General features: G+C 45.0%; 13 protein-coding genes. 4 read left to right on the top strand and 9 right to left on the bottom strand.

The window, feature by feature from the left end:
• The first annotated feature begins 157 nt into the window (after window positions 1-157).
• Window positions 158-1189 (top strand): uroporphyrinogen decarboxylase, encoded by a 1032-nt coding sequence (gene hemE / locus KIH41_RS13205; RefSeq protein ID WP_214162673.1) that lies wholly within the window; start codon window positions 158-160, stop codon window positions 1187-1189.
• A 95-nt stretch (window positions 1190-1284) separates the two neighbouring features.
• Here the strand turns inward: hemE and KIH41_RS13200 are convergent, their stop codons facing one another.
• Entirely contained in the window at window positions 1285-2121 is an 837-nt protein-coding gene (locus KIH41_RS13200; RefSeq protein WP_246539117.1) for an MOSC domain-containing protein, read from the bottom strand.
• 221 nt (window positions 2122-2342) lie between these two features.
• On the opposite strand from KIH41_RS13200, the gene dnaK reads away from it, so the two are divergent.
• A complete protein-coding gene (dnaK, locus tag KIH41_RS13195; RefSeq protein ID WP_214162672.1) occupies window positions 2343-4280 on the top strand; it encodes a molecular chaperone DnaK in 1938 nt (645 codons plus the stop codon).
• A 460-nt stretch (window positions 4281-4740) separates the two neighbouring features.
• Here dnaK and hemB read toward each other — a convergent pair whose 3' ends face one another.
• From hemB to KIH41_RS13155, 8 genes are all read right to left on the bottom strand, one after another.
• Window positions 4741-5712: a porphobilinogen synthase gene (gene hemB, locus KIH41_RS13190; RefSeq protein ID WP_214162713.1), complete on the bottom strand. Its 972-nt coding sequence runs from the start codon at window positions 5710-5712 to the stop codon at window positions 4741-4743.
• Between the two features lie 434 nt (window positions 5713-6146).
• A complete protein-coding gene (locus tag KIH41_RS13185; protein WP_213944601.1) occupies window positions 6147-6848 on the bottom strand; it encodes a hypothetical protein in 702 nt (233 codons plus the stop codon).
• Between the two features lies 1 nt (window position 6849).
• Complete coding sequence (locus tag KIH41_RS13180; RefSeq protein ID WP_214162671.1) at window positions 6850-7548, bottom strand: ABC transporter ATP-binding protein; 699 nt, start codon at window positions 7546-7548, stop codon at window positions 6850-6852.
• Window positions 7549-7715: 167 nt separating this feature from the next.
• Window positions 7716-7907 (bottom strand): hypothetical protein, encoded by a 192-nt coding sequence (locus tag KIH41_RS13175; RefSeq protein ID WP_143959623.1) that lies wholly within the window; start codon window positions 7905-7907, stop codon window positions 7716-7718.
• 81 nt (window positions 7908-7988) lie between these two features.
• On the bottom strand, window positions 7989-9206 hold the full coding sequence (locus KIH41_RS13170) for a porin (protein ID WP_214162670.1): 1218 nt from the start codon (window positions 9204-9206) through the stop codon (window positions 7989-7991).
• Between the two features lie 212 nt (window positions 9207-9418).
• Window positions 9419-10957 carry a YifB family Mg chelatase-like AAA ATPase gene (locus tag KIH41_RS13165; protein ID WP_213944597.1) on the bottom strand — a complete coding sequence of 513 codons (1539 nt, stop codon included), beginning with the start codon at window positions 10955-10957 and terminating at the stop codon, window positions 9419-9421.
• 102 nt (window positions 10958-11059) lie between these two features.
• A complete protein-coding gene (locus KIH41_RS13160; RefSeq protein ID WP_214162669.1) occupies window positions 11060-11425 on the bottom strand; it encodes a hypothetical protein in 366 nt (121 codons plus the stop codon).
• Window positions 11426-11528: 103 nt separating this feature from the next.
• A complete protein-coding gene (locus KIH41_RS13155) occupies window positions 11529-13205 on the bottom strand; it encodes a hypothetical protein (protein ID WP_214162668.1) in 1677 nt (558 codons plus the stop codon).
• A 192-nt stretch (window positions 13206-13397) separates the two neighbouring features.
• Between KIH41_RS13155 and KIH41_RS13150 the strand changes: the two genes are divergently transcribed.
• A complete protein-coding gene (locus tag KIH41_RS13150; RefSeq protein ID WP_213944594.1) occupies window positions 13398-13643 on the top strand; it encodes a type B 50S ribosomal protein L31 in 246 nt (81 codons plus the stop codon).
• 71 nt (window positions 13644-13714) lie between these two features.
• Window positions 13715-14914 (top strand): GlmU family protein, encoded by a 1200-nt coding sequence (locus KIH41_RS13145; RefSeq protein ID WP_214162667.1) that lies wholly within the window; start codon window positions 13715-13717, stop codon window positions 14912-14914.
• Window position 14915 lies beyond the last annotated feature (1 nt).

Below are 14915 nucleotides of genomic sequence, written 5' to 3'. Positions count from 1 at the left end.
CCTTTCTTCCAGAGAGCGTGGTTTTTTTTTACCCTTCAATGAATTTGTGGTAAATATCTTCCCGCAATTTTAAATTATACCTAACTATGTAAAAACCTGCACCGGCTTTTTTCTGGTTTGGAATGGCTAATCCAAAATCCTGAATTATCTTTGCCCCATGCAATTACAAAACGACTTATTACTTAGAGCGGCACGCGGGGAAAAGACCGAAAGGACTCCCGTGTGGTTGATGAGACAGGCCGGAAGGATTTTGCCAGAATACAGGGCAGTAAGAAACAGTGTGAGTGGATTCATTGAATTGGCCCAGACCCCTGAACTAGCCGCAGAGGTGACCATACAGCCGGTAGATCTGCTGGGTGTGGATGCCGCCATTATTTTTTCCGACATCCTGGTCATCCCCGAAGCAATGGGATTGCCCTATGAGATGGTGGAAAAGAGAGGCCCATGGTTTCCTGACACCGTATCTTCCCCATCGGATCTGAAAAAGTTGAGAATTGCAGATGGGCACAACGATCTCAAATATGTGATCGATGCCATCAAGATTACTAAAAAGGAATTGAATGGCCGGGTGCCTTTGATCGGTTTTGCTGGTGCACCCTGGACTATTTTTGCCTATATGGTGGAAGGCAGCGGATCGAAGACTTTCTCGAAAGCCAGAGCCATGCTGTACACCCAGCCTGAATTCAGCCATCAGCTGCTGCAGATGATCACCGATTCCACCATCAATTACCTCAGAGCACAAATCGAGGCTGGGGCCGACTTGATCCAGATTTTTGACAGCTGGGCGGGGATCCTGCCTCCTTACCATTATGAGGAATTCTCCCTCAGGTACATTCAGCAGATCTGTGATGCCATCAATGAGGTGCCTAAGACGGTGTTTGCCAAAGGAGCATTCTTTGCCAGAGAACAAATGGCCAAGCTAAACTGTGAGACTATCGGACTGGACTGGAACATGGGCATTGCCGAATCAAGAAGAATGATCGGGGATAATAAAACCCTGCAAGGCAACCTTGACCCGGCAGCCCTTTACGGCACCGCCAAGGAAGTGGAGGCCGCTACCAAGCAAATGCTTGATCAATTTGGAACCAGCAGGCACATTGCCAATTTGGGTCACGGGGTGTATCCTGACATTGATCCGGAGAAGGTGAAGGTGTTTATTGAGACGGTGAAGGCTTATAGTATAAGGTAGGTGTAGGAAGAATTGAGAATTAGGAATGGAGAATTAGGAATTAGGAATTGGATATCTTTGCTAATTCTCCATTCCTAATTCCTAATTATTAATTATTAACTCCTCATTCCTAGCTCCAATCTTTCTACGGCGTCGCCTACTTCGATTTCGCCTAGGGATACTGCGATCATGTTTTGACCGAAGAGTATTTTTTGGCCTTCCAATCGATAGGATGAGAGGGTTTTTAAAGGCTCTTTGCCCTTCTCGGCCGTTTGTTGGTCAATCGTCACCATCACGCATCGGGCGCAGGGTTTGGTGACCTGAAACATGCACTCTCCTATCTGCACCACCTGCCAGGTATCCTCTTCAAAGGCAGCACCGCCTTCGAATACCAGATTAGGCCTAAAACGGTCCATCTCCACTTTTTCTTCCAATCGGCCGTTGAGATCATCCAAGGAACTTTGACCGATGACCATATATGGCATACTGTCAGCAAAACTGACGGTCTCATCGTTGATGGCGTATTTCTCGCTGATAGGCCTGTCAGCCTTTTCGTCCATTTTAACCAAATGGCAATTGATGTCCAGTATTTCGCTCAACCATTTGTCGACCTCTGGGCATACAATCTCGGCCGTCAGGGAATCATCCCAAACGGTGACTTGGATCTTTTTGCCGGTGACCGGCGAAAAAGGTACCTCCACATATTTGTTCAAGGCCTTTTTGTGGTAGATCCGAAGCCCGCTTTGGGTAAATTCCGGCTGCAGCAAAGCCATGTGGGGGAACCTCCTTTGGGTGATGAACTGCCCATTGTCGTCCACCACCATCCACCTTCTGTCGTTTTCAAAACCTTTGATATCCACGGTGGCTTTATGAAGCCGGATGCCGCCCAAGGATTTGACCGGATATATGTATATGTCTTTAAGCCGCATGAGTACTTGCACCAATTGATGCATTTGTATACAGCTAACATACTGATTTGTTTCTAAAAGTGTTCATGAGGTGACAGAAAGAACTAAAAAAAATCGCAATTGTCAGGCTTTAAGGGGGAGTTAGCCAGCAATTCTGACAATCTGACGCAAAATTTGGCTGGAAATGCCTTGGCACATGACTTGATAATTATGACTTCGAACGAATTTACTTACTGAATCAATAAAATAGAAATCATATATCAATTATGGGAAAAATTATAGGAATTGACTTGGGTACTACTAACTCTTGCGTTGCCGTAATGGAAGGTAACGAGCCTGTAGTAATCCAAAACAGCGAAGGGAGAAGAACTACCCCATCCATTGTGGCCTTTTTGGACAATGGAAACGGCGAGAGAAAAGTAGGGGATCCTGCCAAAAGACAGGCCATCACCAACCCGGCAAACACTATCTCCTCTGTGAAGAGATTTATGGGCAAGAAGTTCTCTGAGGTTTCTGAAGAGAAAAAACATGCTTCCTATAAAGTAGAGCAAGGCTCAAACGATACCATCGTAGTGAAAATCGGTGACAGATCTTACACTCCTCAGGAGCTTTCAGCCATGATTCTTCAGAAGATGAAATCAACCGCTGAGGACTTTTTGGGCCAAGAGGTAACTGAAGCTGTCATCACTGTACCGGCCTACTTCAATGACGCAGAAAGACAAGCCACAAAAGAAGCTGGTCAGATTGCAGGTCTTGAAGTGAAAAGAATCATCAATGAGCCTACTGCAGCCGCTTTGGCCTATGGTATGGACAAAAAGAACCAGGACATGAAAATCGCTGTGTATGACCTTGGTGGTGGTACATTCGATATTTCAATTTTGGAGCTTGGTGACGGAGTTTTTGAAGTGAAGTCTACCAACGGTGATGTTCACCTAGGTGGTGATGACTTTGACCAAGTGATCATCGACTGGTTGGCTGATGAATTTAAGGCTGAGGAAGACTTGGATCTTAGAAAAGACCCAATGGCCCTTCAGAGATTGAAAGAAGCTGCTGAAAAAGCGAAGATTGAGCTTTCTAGCTCCTCTTCTACTGACATCAACTTGCCATATGTGACAGCGACCGCATCAGGTCCTAAGCACTTGAACAAAACGCTTTCTAGAGCCAAGTTTGAGCAGTTGTCTGAAAGCTTGGTAAGAAGATCAATGGATCCGGTTAAGAAAGCCATGCAGGATGCAGGACTTTCTCCATCTGACATTGACGAAGTAATCTTGGTGGGTGGTTCTACTAGAATCCCTAAAATCCAGGAAGAAGTGGAGAAATTCTTCGGCAAGAAGCCTTCCAAGGGTGTAAACCCAGATGAGGTAGTAGCTATCGGTGCGGCCATCCAAGGTGGTGTATTGACCGGTGAGGTGAAGGATGTATTGCTTCTTGACGTTACCCCGCTTTCTTTGGGTATCGAAACTATGGGCGGTGTGTTTACCAAATTGATCGAGGCTAACACGACTATCCCTTCCAAGAAATCTGAGACCTTCTCTACTGCTGCCGACAATCAGCCGGCTGTGGATATCCACGTATTGCAAGGTGAGAGACCTTTGGCTAAGGACAACAGAAGCATCGGTAGATTCCAGCTTTCTGACATTCCGCCAGCCCCAAGAGGCGTACCTCAAATCGAAGTGACCTTTGATATTGATGCCAACGGTATCCTTAACGTGTCTGCAAAAGACAAAGGAACCGGCAAAGAGCAGAAAATCAAGATTGAGGCATCTTCCGGACTTTCTGAAGAGGAAATCGAAAGAATGAAGAAGGAAGCTGAAGCTAATGCTGCTACTGATAAAGCTGAAAAAGAGAAAATCGAGAAGCTGAATCAGGCTGACAGCTTGGTGTTCCAGACCGAGAAGCAGTTGAAAGAGTTTGGTGACAAACTTTCCGACAGCAACAAGGCCAATATCAACGGAGCGCTTGAGAAGTTGAAAACCGCTCATCAGAGCCAAGACGTAGCGGCAATCGAGCCTGCCATGGAAGAGCTTAACAAGGCTTGGGAAGCTGCTTCCCAAGAAATGTATGCAGCTGGTCAAGGTGCTGAAGGCGCTGCCCAAGGTGGCCCAGGTGCTGACGCAGGAGCGCAGTCTTCGGGTGCTGCAGGAAGCGGAGACGGTGTATCCGATGTGGATTACGAAGAAGTAAACGAGGACAAGAACAAATAAGTCCTTCGGTTAAAATAAGTAAAAAGGCATCTGTATTCGTTATGGATGCCTTTTTTGATTAACCACAGAGGATATAAAATCAACCGCAAAGACAGTAAGGGGCGCAAAGATTAATGGGTAGCCTATGCGCTTTTTTTAATCAATACTTACACACTTATTGGGATAGTGTCAATTTTTTCTATGTGACTCTGCGTTTCTGCGGTTTATTTTAATAGTTGCTTTTTTTTCTTTGCGACCATCAGCGTCCTTTGCGTTTATTTTTTTTGTCAGTTGTTATTTCTCTGGGTCCTCTGACCCTCTGTGGTTTATTTTATTAGTTGCTATTTTTTTTCTTCGCGACCCTCAGCGTCCTTTGCGGTTATTTTTTTTATCAGTTGTTTTTTCTCTGGGTCCTCTGCGGCTCTGCGGTTTATTTTATTAGGTGCTTTTTTTTCTTTACGAACCTTCGCGTCCTTTGCGGTTATTTTTTCTGCAGCTCGGCGAATTCCTTCGCAAAGTAACTCAATATCACGTTCGCCCCTGCTCTTTTGATGCTGATCAGGGATTCGAGCATGGCACGTTCACCGTCCAGCCAGCCTCTTTCGGCTGAGGCCTTGATCATGGAATATTCGCCGCTGACATTATAGGCTGCGATGGGCACGTTGTAGTTTTCTTTCAATAATCTGATCACATCTAGATAGGCCAAGGCAGGCTTCACCATCAGGAAGTCCGCACCCTCTTCGGTATCCAGATCGGCTTCGATCAGGGCTTCGTGGAGATTTGCCGGGTCCATCTGGTAGGTTTTCTTGTCTCCCCATTTAGGGGCAGAATCCAAAGCATCCCGGAACGGACCATAGAAAGCGCTGGCATACTTGGCTGTATAGGACATGATTGAGACATCCGTAAAACCGTTGTCATCCAGTTGCTCGCGTAGATAGCCAACCCTGCCGTCCATCATGTCGGATGGCCCGATGATATCCGCACCTGCCTGCGCCTGTGCCACGGTCATTTTGCCCAAAATCTCCAAAGTCTCATCGTTTAGGATTTTGCCGTTTTCAACGATTCCGTCATGGCCATCGGAGCTATAAGGATCCATGGCCACATCGGTCATGATGCAGGCTTCCGGGAAGGTTTCCTTTATTTTTTGGATGGCTTTGAGGTAAAAAGTCTCAGGATTATGGCTTTCGGTGGCGTATTTGTCCTTTTTGCTTTCCGGATAGGCAGGAAAGATGTCAAAGGCCACAATACCCAAATTCAAACAGGACTCGATTTCCTTGATCATCAGATCCAAGGAGTAACGGAAAATCCCGGGCATGGAGGCCACCTCTACCTTTTGGTTTTGTCCCTCAATGAGGAACATCGGGAAGATAAAGTCTTTAACCGAAAGGCGGGTTTCCTCCACCATTCCTCTGATAGCACTGGATTTTCTGTTTCTGCGTGGTCTTCTGTACATCATGGCTTTTGCGATTTGGTCACAAAGGTAAGAAACTAGCAGGTAAGTAAAAAAACATGCTTTAAATGGAGATTCTATCCCCATGTTGTACCAGGGGCAGAACCGTATAAGAAGGTTCGGCCAACCGTGTAACGAAAAGTCAGCGTATGATATAAAGTATCTCTGGCGAGAAAATGTAGATTATGAGGTTTACAGGAACAGGAAAATACAGAGATTCTTTATAGATTATGCAGGCACTACGGATACGCTGTATTTTACCATTGAGGATAGAGGAGCCTTCCAAATAATCCCAAATAGGCTAAACGATAAGCCTTTCGAAATTTACAGGGATTGTTTTGAACCCGGTTTCCTATTATTGCACCTGACTGCTGCTGTAGAATAAAGTAAGGATTAACTTTACAGCAGGGAGGAAAATCGAGTCATATTGGTGAGCCTCAGAAGTCTGCTCTTTTAAACTTAAGGAATGAACCTCCTAGAAGTCCTGCCAGAAAAAGTCCCAAAATGATGTAATGCCAAGTATAAAGATGTTCGGGACTGGTAAAATTCCCAATGCTGACCAATGGCCTGAAGAATTGGGCAAAGGGATGTGTAAGCGATAAAATGTTGAGAGCCATTTCCAGAAAACCTATGCCCCAAAATATTAAAATGGCCCGGTGGGCTTTCGTGGTAACGGCTCCCAAAGATGCGCCAATCAGCCCATAGCAGATAATTGCAGCTAAAACTGCCATCAATTTTTGTATGGGAAAGGAATTTATAAAAACCTCACTTCCTTTAAAAGCAACCAAAGCAAGCAGTGTAAAGGCTGTCAATACTACCACAGTAGACACATAATAAAAGACAATTACCAGCTTTGAAATGAATAAATCTGTGCGGGAATACCCGTTGACGATTCTTTTTCGGTTGGTGCCATTTGTAAATTCACGCGTGATGGCAACAATTGCCCCATATACCACGGCGAGAGTTCCTACTTGGTTGACAATAGAGAAAAACTCATTAAGGGTAAATAAGGGTGAAAGTTTGATCATTCCGTAAATTGGAAAGGCTACTAAACTGATCACCAAAATGGTAAAAAATATAAAATAATCAGGCCTATTGAGTTTATAAAACTCTATATCCAAATGTTGTCTTAAAGTCATGTTAGTAGATTGTAGATGTAAAAGCTTTTTCTATAGAGAAATGGTCTCTCAAGAGGTTTTCAGTGGTATCTTGTAAGGCAACCGCTCCATCCTTGAGAAAGATTATCCCTGTGCAAAGTTTTTCGAGTTCCTCCATATAATGACTGGCGATGATTACCGTCTTACCTTCCTCTTTAAACTGACGGATCAGGTTTCGGACAAAAATGATCCCCTGGGGATCCAAGCCATTCGTAGGCTCATCCATGATGATCAATTTTGGATCGGTCAACAAGGCATCTGCGATCTCCAATCTTTTCCTCATGCCATATGAAAAATCCTGAAAGCGCTTGGCCCCTGTGTGGTCCAAACCTACCAGTTTCAGCAACTCTTCAACCCTTTCTTCCCCAACCCCTTTGGTTTTGGCAGAAATGACCAGGTTGGCTTTTGCCGACACCCGCAAATAAAAACAGGATTGGTCCATCACCACGCCAATCTGACTTTGAATGGTATCCGGCGAAGTGGATCCCAGGATAGTGAAATTCCCTGAACTTGGCTTGCGTAGCCCAAGCAGTATGTTGATCAAGGTACTTTTGCCGCTTCCGTTAGGGCCAACAATGCCTATAATCTCACCTTTATTGATTTCAATGGAAACATTATCCAAGGCTTTTTCTGAGCCATAAAACTTGGATAACCTTTCTGTTTTGATTACTGTAGAATCCATAAATTATAATTTCAAAAAACAACAGGAAAGCAATAAACTAAAAAAAAATCAGATCCCCTTTCATTTTTTCGGATTTCGAGAAGTATAAAAAACTCTGGCGATTCCTTGCTCATCTTTTATATAAAGAATTGCCTTTTCAAGCTGTGTAGAAGCTTTTTTGGTCCAAATTATTTGAGCCATTCTTTACTCTTTTTCTCTAAATCATCTTGAGAAATAACATTTCCTAACGCTTCATCATTCTCCGATTCATCGATATCAGCTAGGAGACTCAATTGCTCTATTACATCCTCTAAAGTTGATTCAGGAGTAAGCTGATCAGCTACCTGAATTAAGTATTTTTTTAATGCGGCGGATTCCATAGTAAATCGTTTAGATCTCAATATAACAAAAAAAAAGGCTGGAATAATCCAGCCTCCGTTCTAATATCCGATCCTAATTTTTTAGAAATTCACCTGCGCCTGCAACCTAAGCAAGCTACCCACTTGTCTATTGTTGGGATTAAGCGAGTTTTCAAAGGTCCTGTCGGAAATGGTGTACATAGTCACCAGTTCAAAGTTTTTGTTTGGTTGCCATTCCACCCCTATTTCCAATTCCTTTACCCTGTGTCTGGTGGCATCTAGCTCATGCTTTTTACCCCCTTGGTAAAAGTGATATCTAGTAAAAGGAATAAATAAATCCTTGCCTTTTTTCAGGTAATAATTAGCCATCACATAGCCACCTTCCAGCGGGGCATCCTCCACATCCATGGTTTCCGGATTGAACTCGGGGCCTCGGCCTCTGTTGTACTCCGCCTGAATACCGAAAGGCTGGGGATACATGACAAATGAAGCTCCATAACGGTACTCTTTGAATTCTGTCTGGTCCATATCCGTCAGCTGGTTACGCTGGATGACAAAATCACCGGTATAGCCCTGAAGGGAACCCTCAATAAACTGTCCGGATTTGAGCAGAAAAGGATATGTCAATCGGGTAACCACGTGCATGTTATCGTTGAGTTCAGGCATATTTGCTGTCTGCCCATTGTACACACCGAAGCCAAAAACACCATAGTCGCCTGAACCTTTGAGTCCGCTTGAAACCAAATAATTAAATCTTTTTCTGATTTCAGATGGGGCATAGTAAAACATCACCCCAATGTCTCGCTCATTGGCCACTGCTGAGTTAAGTCCATCATGGCGGTCAAGGGGGATCCTGTTTTGGGAACTTTGAAGGTTCTCAAAGCCAAAAGGCACTTTGGACTGTCCGATCCTTAACCTGAACTCCTGCTTGTCATCCAGACCAAGGTCAAAGTAGGCATCTCTGATTTGTGCCAAATTACTTCCTCCAGAAGCCAAGTCCGGCTGAATGTAGAAATACACCTTCTCGTGAACCTGTCCGTAAAATATCAAACGTATCCGTCTGAAGAAGAAACCGTTGGTCTCCCCACCCCAAGAGCGGTCGCACTGGGCACACTGAAGATCCGGATTGGTCTCAAAAAGCCCGTTATACCTCAACTGGGCATAGCCACGAATCTGAATGGACTCAAACCATTGGTTCTTTTTAACATCAATCTTTTCCTCGCTTGTGGTATTAATTGTATCCGACTGAATGTCCCTTGCAAAAACATCCGCGAATCCCATGACCAAGCCAATCATGAGTAAGGCGATTTTTCCTCGCATCCCTGAATAGGTTAAGTAAGAATAATTGTACAGCGATGCAAAATTGTAAAAGCAATGTATCCTGGTGATGAATTGCCGGTTATCAAAAAATTATGAAAACAAACATTATTTGGTTTTACCTACATAAAAAATTAACAGTGCAGGAAACATATAAAAAAAATTACGCTCTTAAGCTATTTAAAGACTGTTATTCACTTAACTATTCCTTAACATTACCCTGCCCAGCCTTCTCGGTCAAGACTACGGTATTGTATGGCTTCAGCGAGGTGCTCCACTTTTATCTGCTCGCTTTCGGCGAGGTCGGCTATGGTTCTTGCCACTTTCAAAATCCTGTCATAAGCCCTCGCCGATAGGCCAAGCCTTTCCATAGCCGTTTTTAGCAGGGCCTTTCCCGCTTCGTTGATCTGGCAGACCTCTTTAACCATGTGGGAGGGCATCATGGAGTTGTTGTAAACCTGCGGATTATCCTTGAACCTATCAATCTGCCGCTGCCTGCCGATGATTACCCTGTCGCGAATGCTTTTGCTTGATTCAGCTTTGCGCATGGAGGTCATTTCTTCAAATTTCACTGGGGTTACCTCCACGTGAAGGTCTATTCTATCCAAGAGGGGGCCGCTGATTTTATTCAGGTAGCGTTGGACAATCCCCGGCCCGCACACACATTCCTTTTCAGGATGGTTGTAATACCCGCAAGGGCAGGGGTTCATACTGGCTACCAACATGAAATTAGCCGGAAAATCCACGGAAATCTTCGCTCTGGAAATAGTCACTTTCCTTTCCTCCAAAGGCTGCCTCAAGACCTCCAGCACAGTCCTTTTAAATTCAGGCAGCTCATCTAAGAAAAGTACACCGTTATGCGAAAGAGAAATCTCTCCAGGCTGGGGATTGCCACCCCCACCTACCAAGGCCACGTCGCTAATCGTATGGTGCGGGGAGCGGAATGGCCGCTGGGCGATCAGTGAGGCATGTCTTTCCAGTTTGCCGGCTACCGAGTGGATCTTGGTTGCCTCCAATGCTTCCTGCAAAGTCAGCGGGGGCAAAATAGAGGGCAGTCTCTTGGCCAGCATGGTTTTTCCTGCGCCTGGAGGACCTATCATGATGACATTGTGCCCGCCGGCAGCGGCGATTTCCATAGCCCTTTTGATATTGTCTTGCCCCTGCACATCGGCAAAGTCAAACTCATAGCTATCCAAGGAGTTGTAAAAGATGTCGCGGGTGTCCGTTACCAGGGGCTCAATTTCAACCGTACCTTCCAAGAAACCGATGGCTTCCTCCAAATTTTCCACCCCGATTACGTCCAGGTTATTCACGATTGAAGCTTCTGATGCATTTTCGGAAGGCACAATAAAACCTTTATACCCCCTTTTCCGAGCCTCAATTGCGATGGGCAATACGCCTTTGACTGGACGCAATTTCCCATCAAGGGCCAATTCTCCCATGATTACATATTCAGACAAGTTTGGAAAGGCGACCTGCTCGGAGCTCTGCAGAATTCCAAGGGCAATGGGCAGGTCATAGCAAGATCCTTCTTTTCGGATATCGGCAGGTGCCAAATTGACCACCATGCGTTGCCGCGGCATGCGGAAACCGTAGTATTTCAAGGCCGACTCTACCCGCTGCTGGCTTTCCTTTACGGCGGAATCAGGCAAGCCTACCATGTAAAAGCCAGTTCCCTGACCCACATTTACTTCTATGGTGATGGTTTTGGCATCCACCCCAGCTACAGCACTCCCGAAAGTTTTGGCAACCATGATTGAAAAAGATAAGTTGTTTAAAAAGTCAAAATAAGTGCATTAAATCAAAAAAAGGAAACCTGATGCAGGTTCCCTAACAATTCAAATGTAATAGTCGAACTACTTAAAGTTCTGCCTTGGGCGTATTTTGGAGGGCTCTTTATCTTCATCGATGGTTTCGATTTTTTTCTCCACCCTGCTGATTTTCACATCCTGCTCCATATCATACATCCTGGCTTTCAGTTCGTTTTTCTCCAGCTCCAATTTCCGGATGTCTTTGTGAAGTCCGTTGACATACACATTGTCCAGTAGCCAAGACACGATAAACAACCCCGCTCCCACCAGCAGCCAGATAACCACCTTGCCGGCGGTCAACTCTTGGATATTGAAGGCATTGCGCATGCTATCAAAAGCCAAAAAGAATATCAAAGCCACCGCAAAATATAAGGCTACCAGCAATTGAAATATGGTATTAATCTGTTTCATAAGGTTTAATTAGATTATCTGTACCTAATATATCAAACAATCGGCAGTGCAGAAAGTTTTTCAAGGATTATTTGCTGATTACAGGTAATTTTTAGCATTTGGCCTATAAAAATTGGTCTCGCAGCCCAAAGTTTAACCTTATACCCATTTGGGTGAAACTTGTACTCAAATTGGACTGGCCTTCTATCTGCTGCTGCCGGAAAGTCTGGCTCAAATCGACAAACAAATTGTGTTTCCACATATAGCTGGCCCTCATGGTCCCCATATAGATTTCGTTCTTCACCCCTTGTCCAATGGTGTGGCCAAAAAGGCCGAGCTCCACATTGGTGATGTTGTGGTTCTTATTCACATCCCCTCCATAATTGACCTCCGGACTCGGGTCTGAACCGTGTAGTTGATACATGCCTGTCAGATTCAAAAACAGCCTGTTCATGGGCTGATATCTCACAATAGCCAATCCTTCCCGAAAATTAGCCCCGCGGGGGTGGGTAAGGGGTGTACGGTAATTGGTGAAAGACCCGTATTCAAATTTTTCCTGGTAAGTGTAGGGCCTCACCTGATTGTACTCCACCTGAAAATCCAAGTTGGAAATTTTGAAGGCATCCACATATTTGTAGCCTAACTGTACGCCATGTTTATTCCTGCGGCTGTTTTCACCATCAATTCCAAAAAACTCCCCGAATACAAACTCGTCCAGCGCAAATTGACCATACAGCTGCATGGCTGGGTAGAAGTTCCACTTGAAATCTGTCCCCAACATGACCTTATCCGGCGTGCCCAACATATGCTCTACCCAGCGGTAAAAGATAACGGGATTGGCATAACTCCAATCCCATGAATTGGCCATCACGGACTCAAATACGCCTACATTAAATTTATTGCCTATGTTGATACCCAGCCGGTGGTGGGAAAACCATTTCTGCGGAAAACGCGCATCCGTTGGCCGCCCCCTTCCGTCATAAACCAAATCTGCGGTCATCTGCCCCCACATGTTGGTGAAATCCAGCTTCCAGATTTTGGTATTTATTTTGAAAAACATGAAGGGATTCGAGAAATCAGAGAGAATCAAAGAACGGTTGCCTTCCCCCACAAAATTTCTATCGTGCCCGACTTGGGCTTGAACATGCTTGGTAATGTTAAAACTCAGATGCCCCAGTGCAGAAAAGTAGCTGAAACCGTTTTGCTCATAAAACTTCCAAAAACCCTCTCCGGGCACAGCCCCATTTTCACGGGTGTAGGCATCCATCCAGGTGGGAAACACCACCTCGTTCATGGTCATGAAGGTGTAAAAACCAATTTTTCGATCTACACTCCCCCGCAACTCGATCCCCCGGCTATTGATGAATCGCAAGTCTTCTTGTCCCCTCTCCACTCCCCCACCAAGACTGATCACCGGATTGACATGCAAGTCAAAAAAGCGGTCGCGGTAATGGTAAAAGTCCGAAGGCTTTCTGTAGATTCCCCACAGGGGTTTTTCGCTTTCCGTGGTGGGTAGGCCGGAAAACTCCCAGCTGTCATCCCTCAAGTACTGGAGATTGAAGGCATCGACTTTTCCCAAGGATTGGTTTTGAACGGTGAGGCTATCCAGATACTTTACCACCCGGTCCCTGCGGTAAGGCTTGAATCCGGTGTTGAAATCTGGGCTAAATTCCCCGTTTCGGATTTCATAGCGTTCGATTAGATGATATTTGTCTCTATCAAAGGGTAAATAAGCGCTCTGGGCGGAAACAACTTGAGAAATCAGCACAAAACCAATGAGGAAAAATAAAAACCTGTCCATAATGCCTGTAAAGAAAATAATTCCAAAATAAAAAGTCCTGAAATGTAGGCAAAATTCTTAATTTCACCACCGAATTAGGGCTTTAAATCATTGGTGATAAATAATTCATTGATAAAGATTTGGACAGGTTTATAAAAAAGGATAACTTTGTGCCTCAATTTGAAAAAGAGCGATTTATAAATAGGTAATACAATGAAAAAAGACATTCATCCTAACTACAGAGACGTAGTATTTTACGATACCTCTAGCGAATATATGTTTTTGACTAAGTCTACTATCGAGACTAGCGAAACAATCACTTACGAGGACGGCAACGAATACCCAGTTTACAAGATTGAAGTGAGCTCTAACTCACACCCTTTCTACACTGGTAAGAAAATGCTTTTGGATACTGCTGGTAGAGTTGAGAAATTCAACAGAAGATACAAGAAGCAGTAATTTCTGCTATTCAAAGAGTTTAAAAGTCTCCCGGAACTTGTTTTCCGGGAGACTTTTTTATTTTTGTGCTTATGGAAAACATTATTTTATTTGATGACCCTGCCTTCCGAGGCACTTTGTTACCTTTTACCTTCACCAGGCCCATTGCCGACATCCGGGTGGGCATATTGACCATCGCCGAAAAGTGGGAAAAGCACCTCAATGCTACCACCGGCTTCATCACTCAGGACTACCTTCAGGAAAAATTCAATCATAATGATAAGCCTGCCCTTATCATCAACGGCATTCTTTGCCCAAACCCCAATCTCCTCGAGGCCATCAAAGGCCTCGGACCAGGTCAGGCTCTTTGGAAAGAGCAGACACTTTTAGCCACTCATGAGGTAAATCCCAAGGACTTCCAATTGGAGGCCGCCAAAAACAAGGACCGAGTAGAATATGAGGGTGAATTTACCGCCATTCACAAGCCCTGGCACATCTTTCAATACAATGGCTCCGAAATCAGGAATGATTTTGAAGTAGTGACCAAAGGGAAAATATCCGCTGACATTAATGACCCACACACCAAAACGTACGAGGCAGATAATATCTTCATTGAGGAAGGTGCCAATATCAAGGCTGCCATCCTAAATGCTGAGGACGGTCCCATCTATATAGGCAGAAATGCCGTGGTCCAGGAAGGCTCCATCATCAAGGGGCCATTTGCACTTTGTGAGCACGCCACGGTAAATATGGGCGCAAAAATGCGCGGGGACACCACCATTGGCCCCTATAGCAAGGTAGGCGGGGAAGTTTCTAACTCGGTAATCTTCGGCTTCAGCAACAAAGGCCACGACGGTTTTATGGGCAACAGCGTGCTTGGCGAATGGGTAAATCTGGGCGCCGACACCAATACTTCCAATCTTAAAAATAACTACGCCACCGTCAAACTTTGGGATTACACCCGGGGGGGGTTCAGCAACACCGGGCAGCAGTTTTGCGGCCTGATGATGGCCGACCACTCCAAATGCGGCATCAACACCATGTTCAATACCGGCACGGTGGTCGGCGTAGGCGCCAACATTTTCGGAGATGGCTTTCCTAGAAACTTCATCCCATCCTTCTCTTGGGGAGGGGCGGCGGGATTCACCACATTCCAGTTCCGCAAATTCGAGGAAGTGGCCACCAAGGTGATGGAAAGAAGAAAACTTGAGTTTGATGCCACAGAAAAGGCTATATTGCAAAAGGTATTTGAACTGACCAAGGCATACCGCATTTGGGACAAAGAAGCCTAGA

The organism is Litoribacter ruber, from assembly GCF_018500185.1.
GTDB classification, from domain to species: domain Bacteria; phylum Bacteroidota; class Bacteroidia; order Cytophagales; family Cyclobacteriaceae; genus Litoribacter; species Litoribacter ruber.
Note: the sequence above shows the minus strand (reverse complement) of the source record. Positions and strands in the feature narration are given on the sequence as shown.

What these genes read in the sequence shown, in the direction of transcription:
- hemE (WP_214162673.1), top strand. Translation starts at nt 158, where the DNA reads ATGCAATTACAAAACGACTTATTACTTAGAGCGGCACGCGGGGAAAAG.
- KIH41_RS13200 (WP_246539117.1), bottom strand. Translation starts at nt 2,121, where the DNA reads ATGCATCAATTGGTGCAAGTACTCATGCGGCTTAAAGACATATACATA.
- dnaK (WP_214162672.1), top strand. Translation starts at nt 2,343, where the DNA reads ATGGGAAAAATTATAGGAATTGACTTGGGTACTACTAACTCTTGCGTT.
- hemB (WP_214162713.1), bottom strand. Translation starts at nt 5,712, where the DNA reads ATGTACAGAAGACCACGCAGAAACAGAAAATCCAGTGCTATCAGAGGA.
- KIH41_RS13185 (WP_213944601.1), bottom strand. Translation starts at nt 6,848, where the DNA reads ATGACTTTAAGACAACATTTGGATATAGAGTTTTATAAACTCAATAGG.
- KIH41_RS13180 (WP_214162671.1), bottom strand. Translation starts at nt 7,548, where the DNA reads ATGGATTCTACAGTAATCAAAACAGAAAGGTTATCCAAGTTTTATGGC.
- KIH41_RS13175 (WP_143959623.1), bottom strand. Translation starts at nt 7,907, where the DNA reads ATGGAATCCGCCGCATTAAAAAAATACTTAATTCAGGTAGCTGATCAG.
- KIH41_RS13170 (WP_214162670.1), bottom strand. Translation starts at nt 9,206, where the DNA reads ATGCGAGGAAAAATCGCCTTACTCATGATTGGCTTGGTCATGGGATTC.
- KIH41_RS13165 (WP_213944597.1), bottom strand. Translation starts at nt 10,957, where the DNA reads ATGGTTGCCAAAACTTTCGGGAGTGCTGTAGCTGGGGTGGATGCCAAA.
- KIH41_RS13160 (WP_214162669.1), bottom strand. Translation starts at nt 11,425, where the DNA reads ATGAAACAGATTAATACCATATTTCAATTGCTGGTAGCCTTATATTTT.
- KIH41_RS13155 (WP_214162668.1), bottom strand. Translation starts at nt 13,205, where the DNA reads ATGGACAGGTTTTTATTTTTCCTCATTGGTTTTGTGCTGATTTCTCAA.
- KIH41_RS13150 (WP_213944594.1), top strand. Translation starts at nt 13,398, where the DNA reads ATGAAAAAAGACATTCATCCTAACTACAGAGACGTAGTATTTTACGAT.
- KIH41_RS13145 (WP_214162667.1), top strand. Translation starts at nt 13,715, where the DNA reads ATGGAAAACATTATTTTATTTGATGACCCTGCCTTCCGAGGCACTTTG.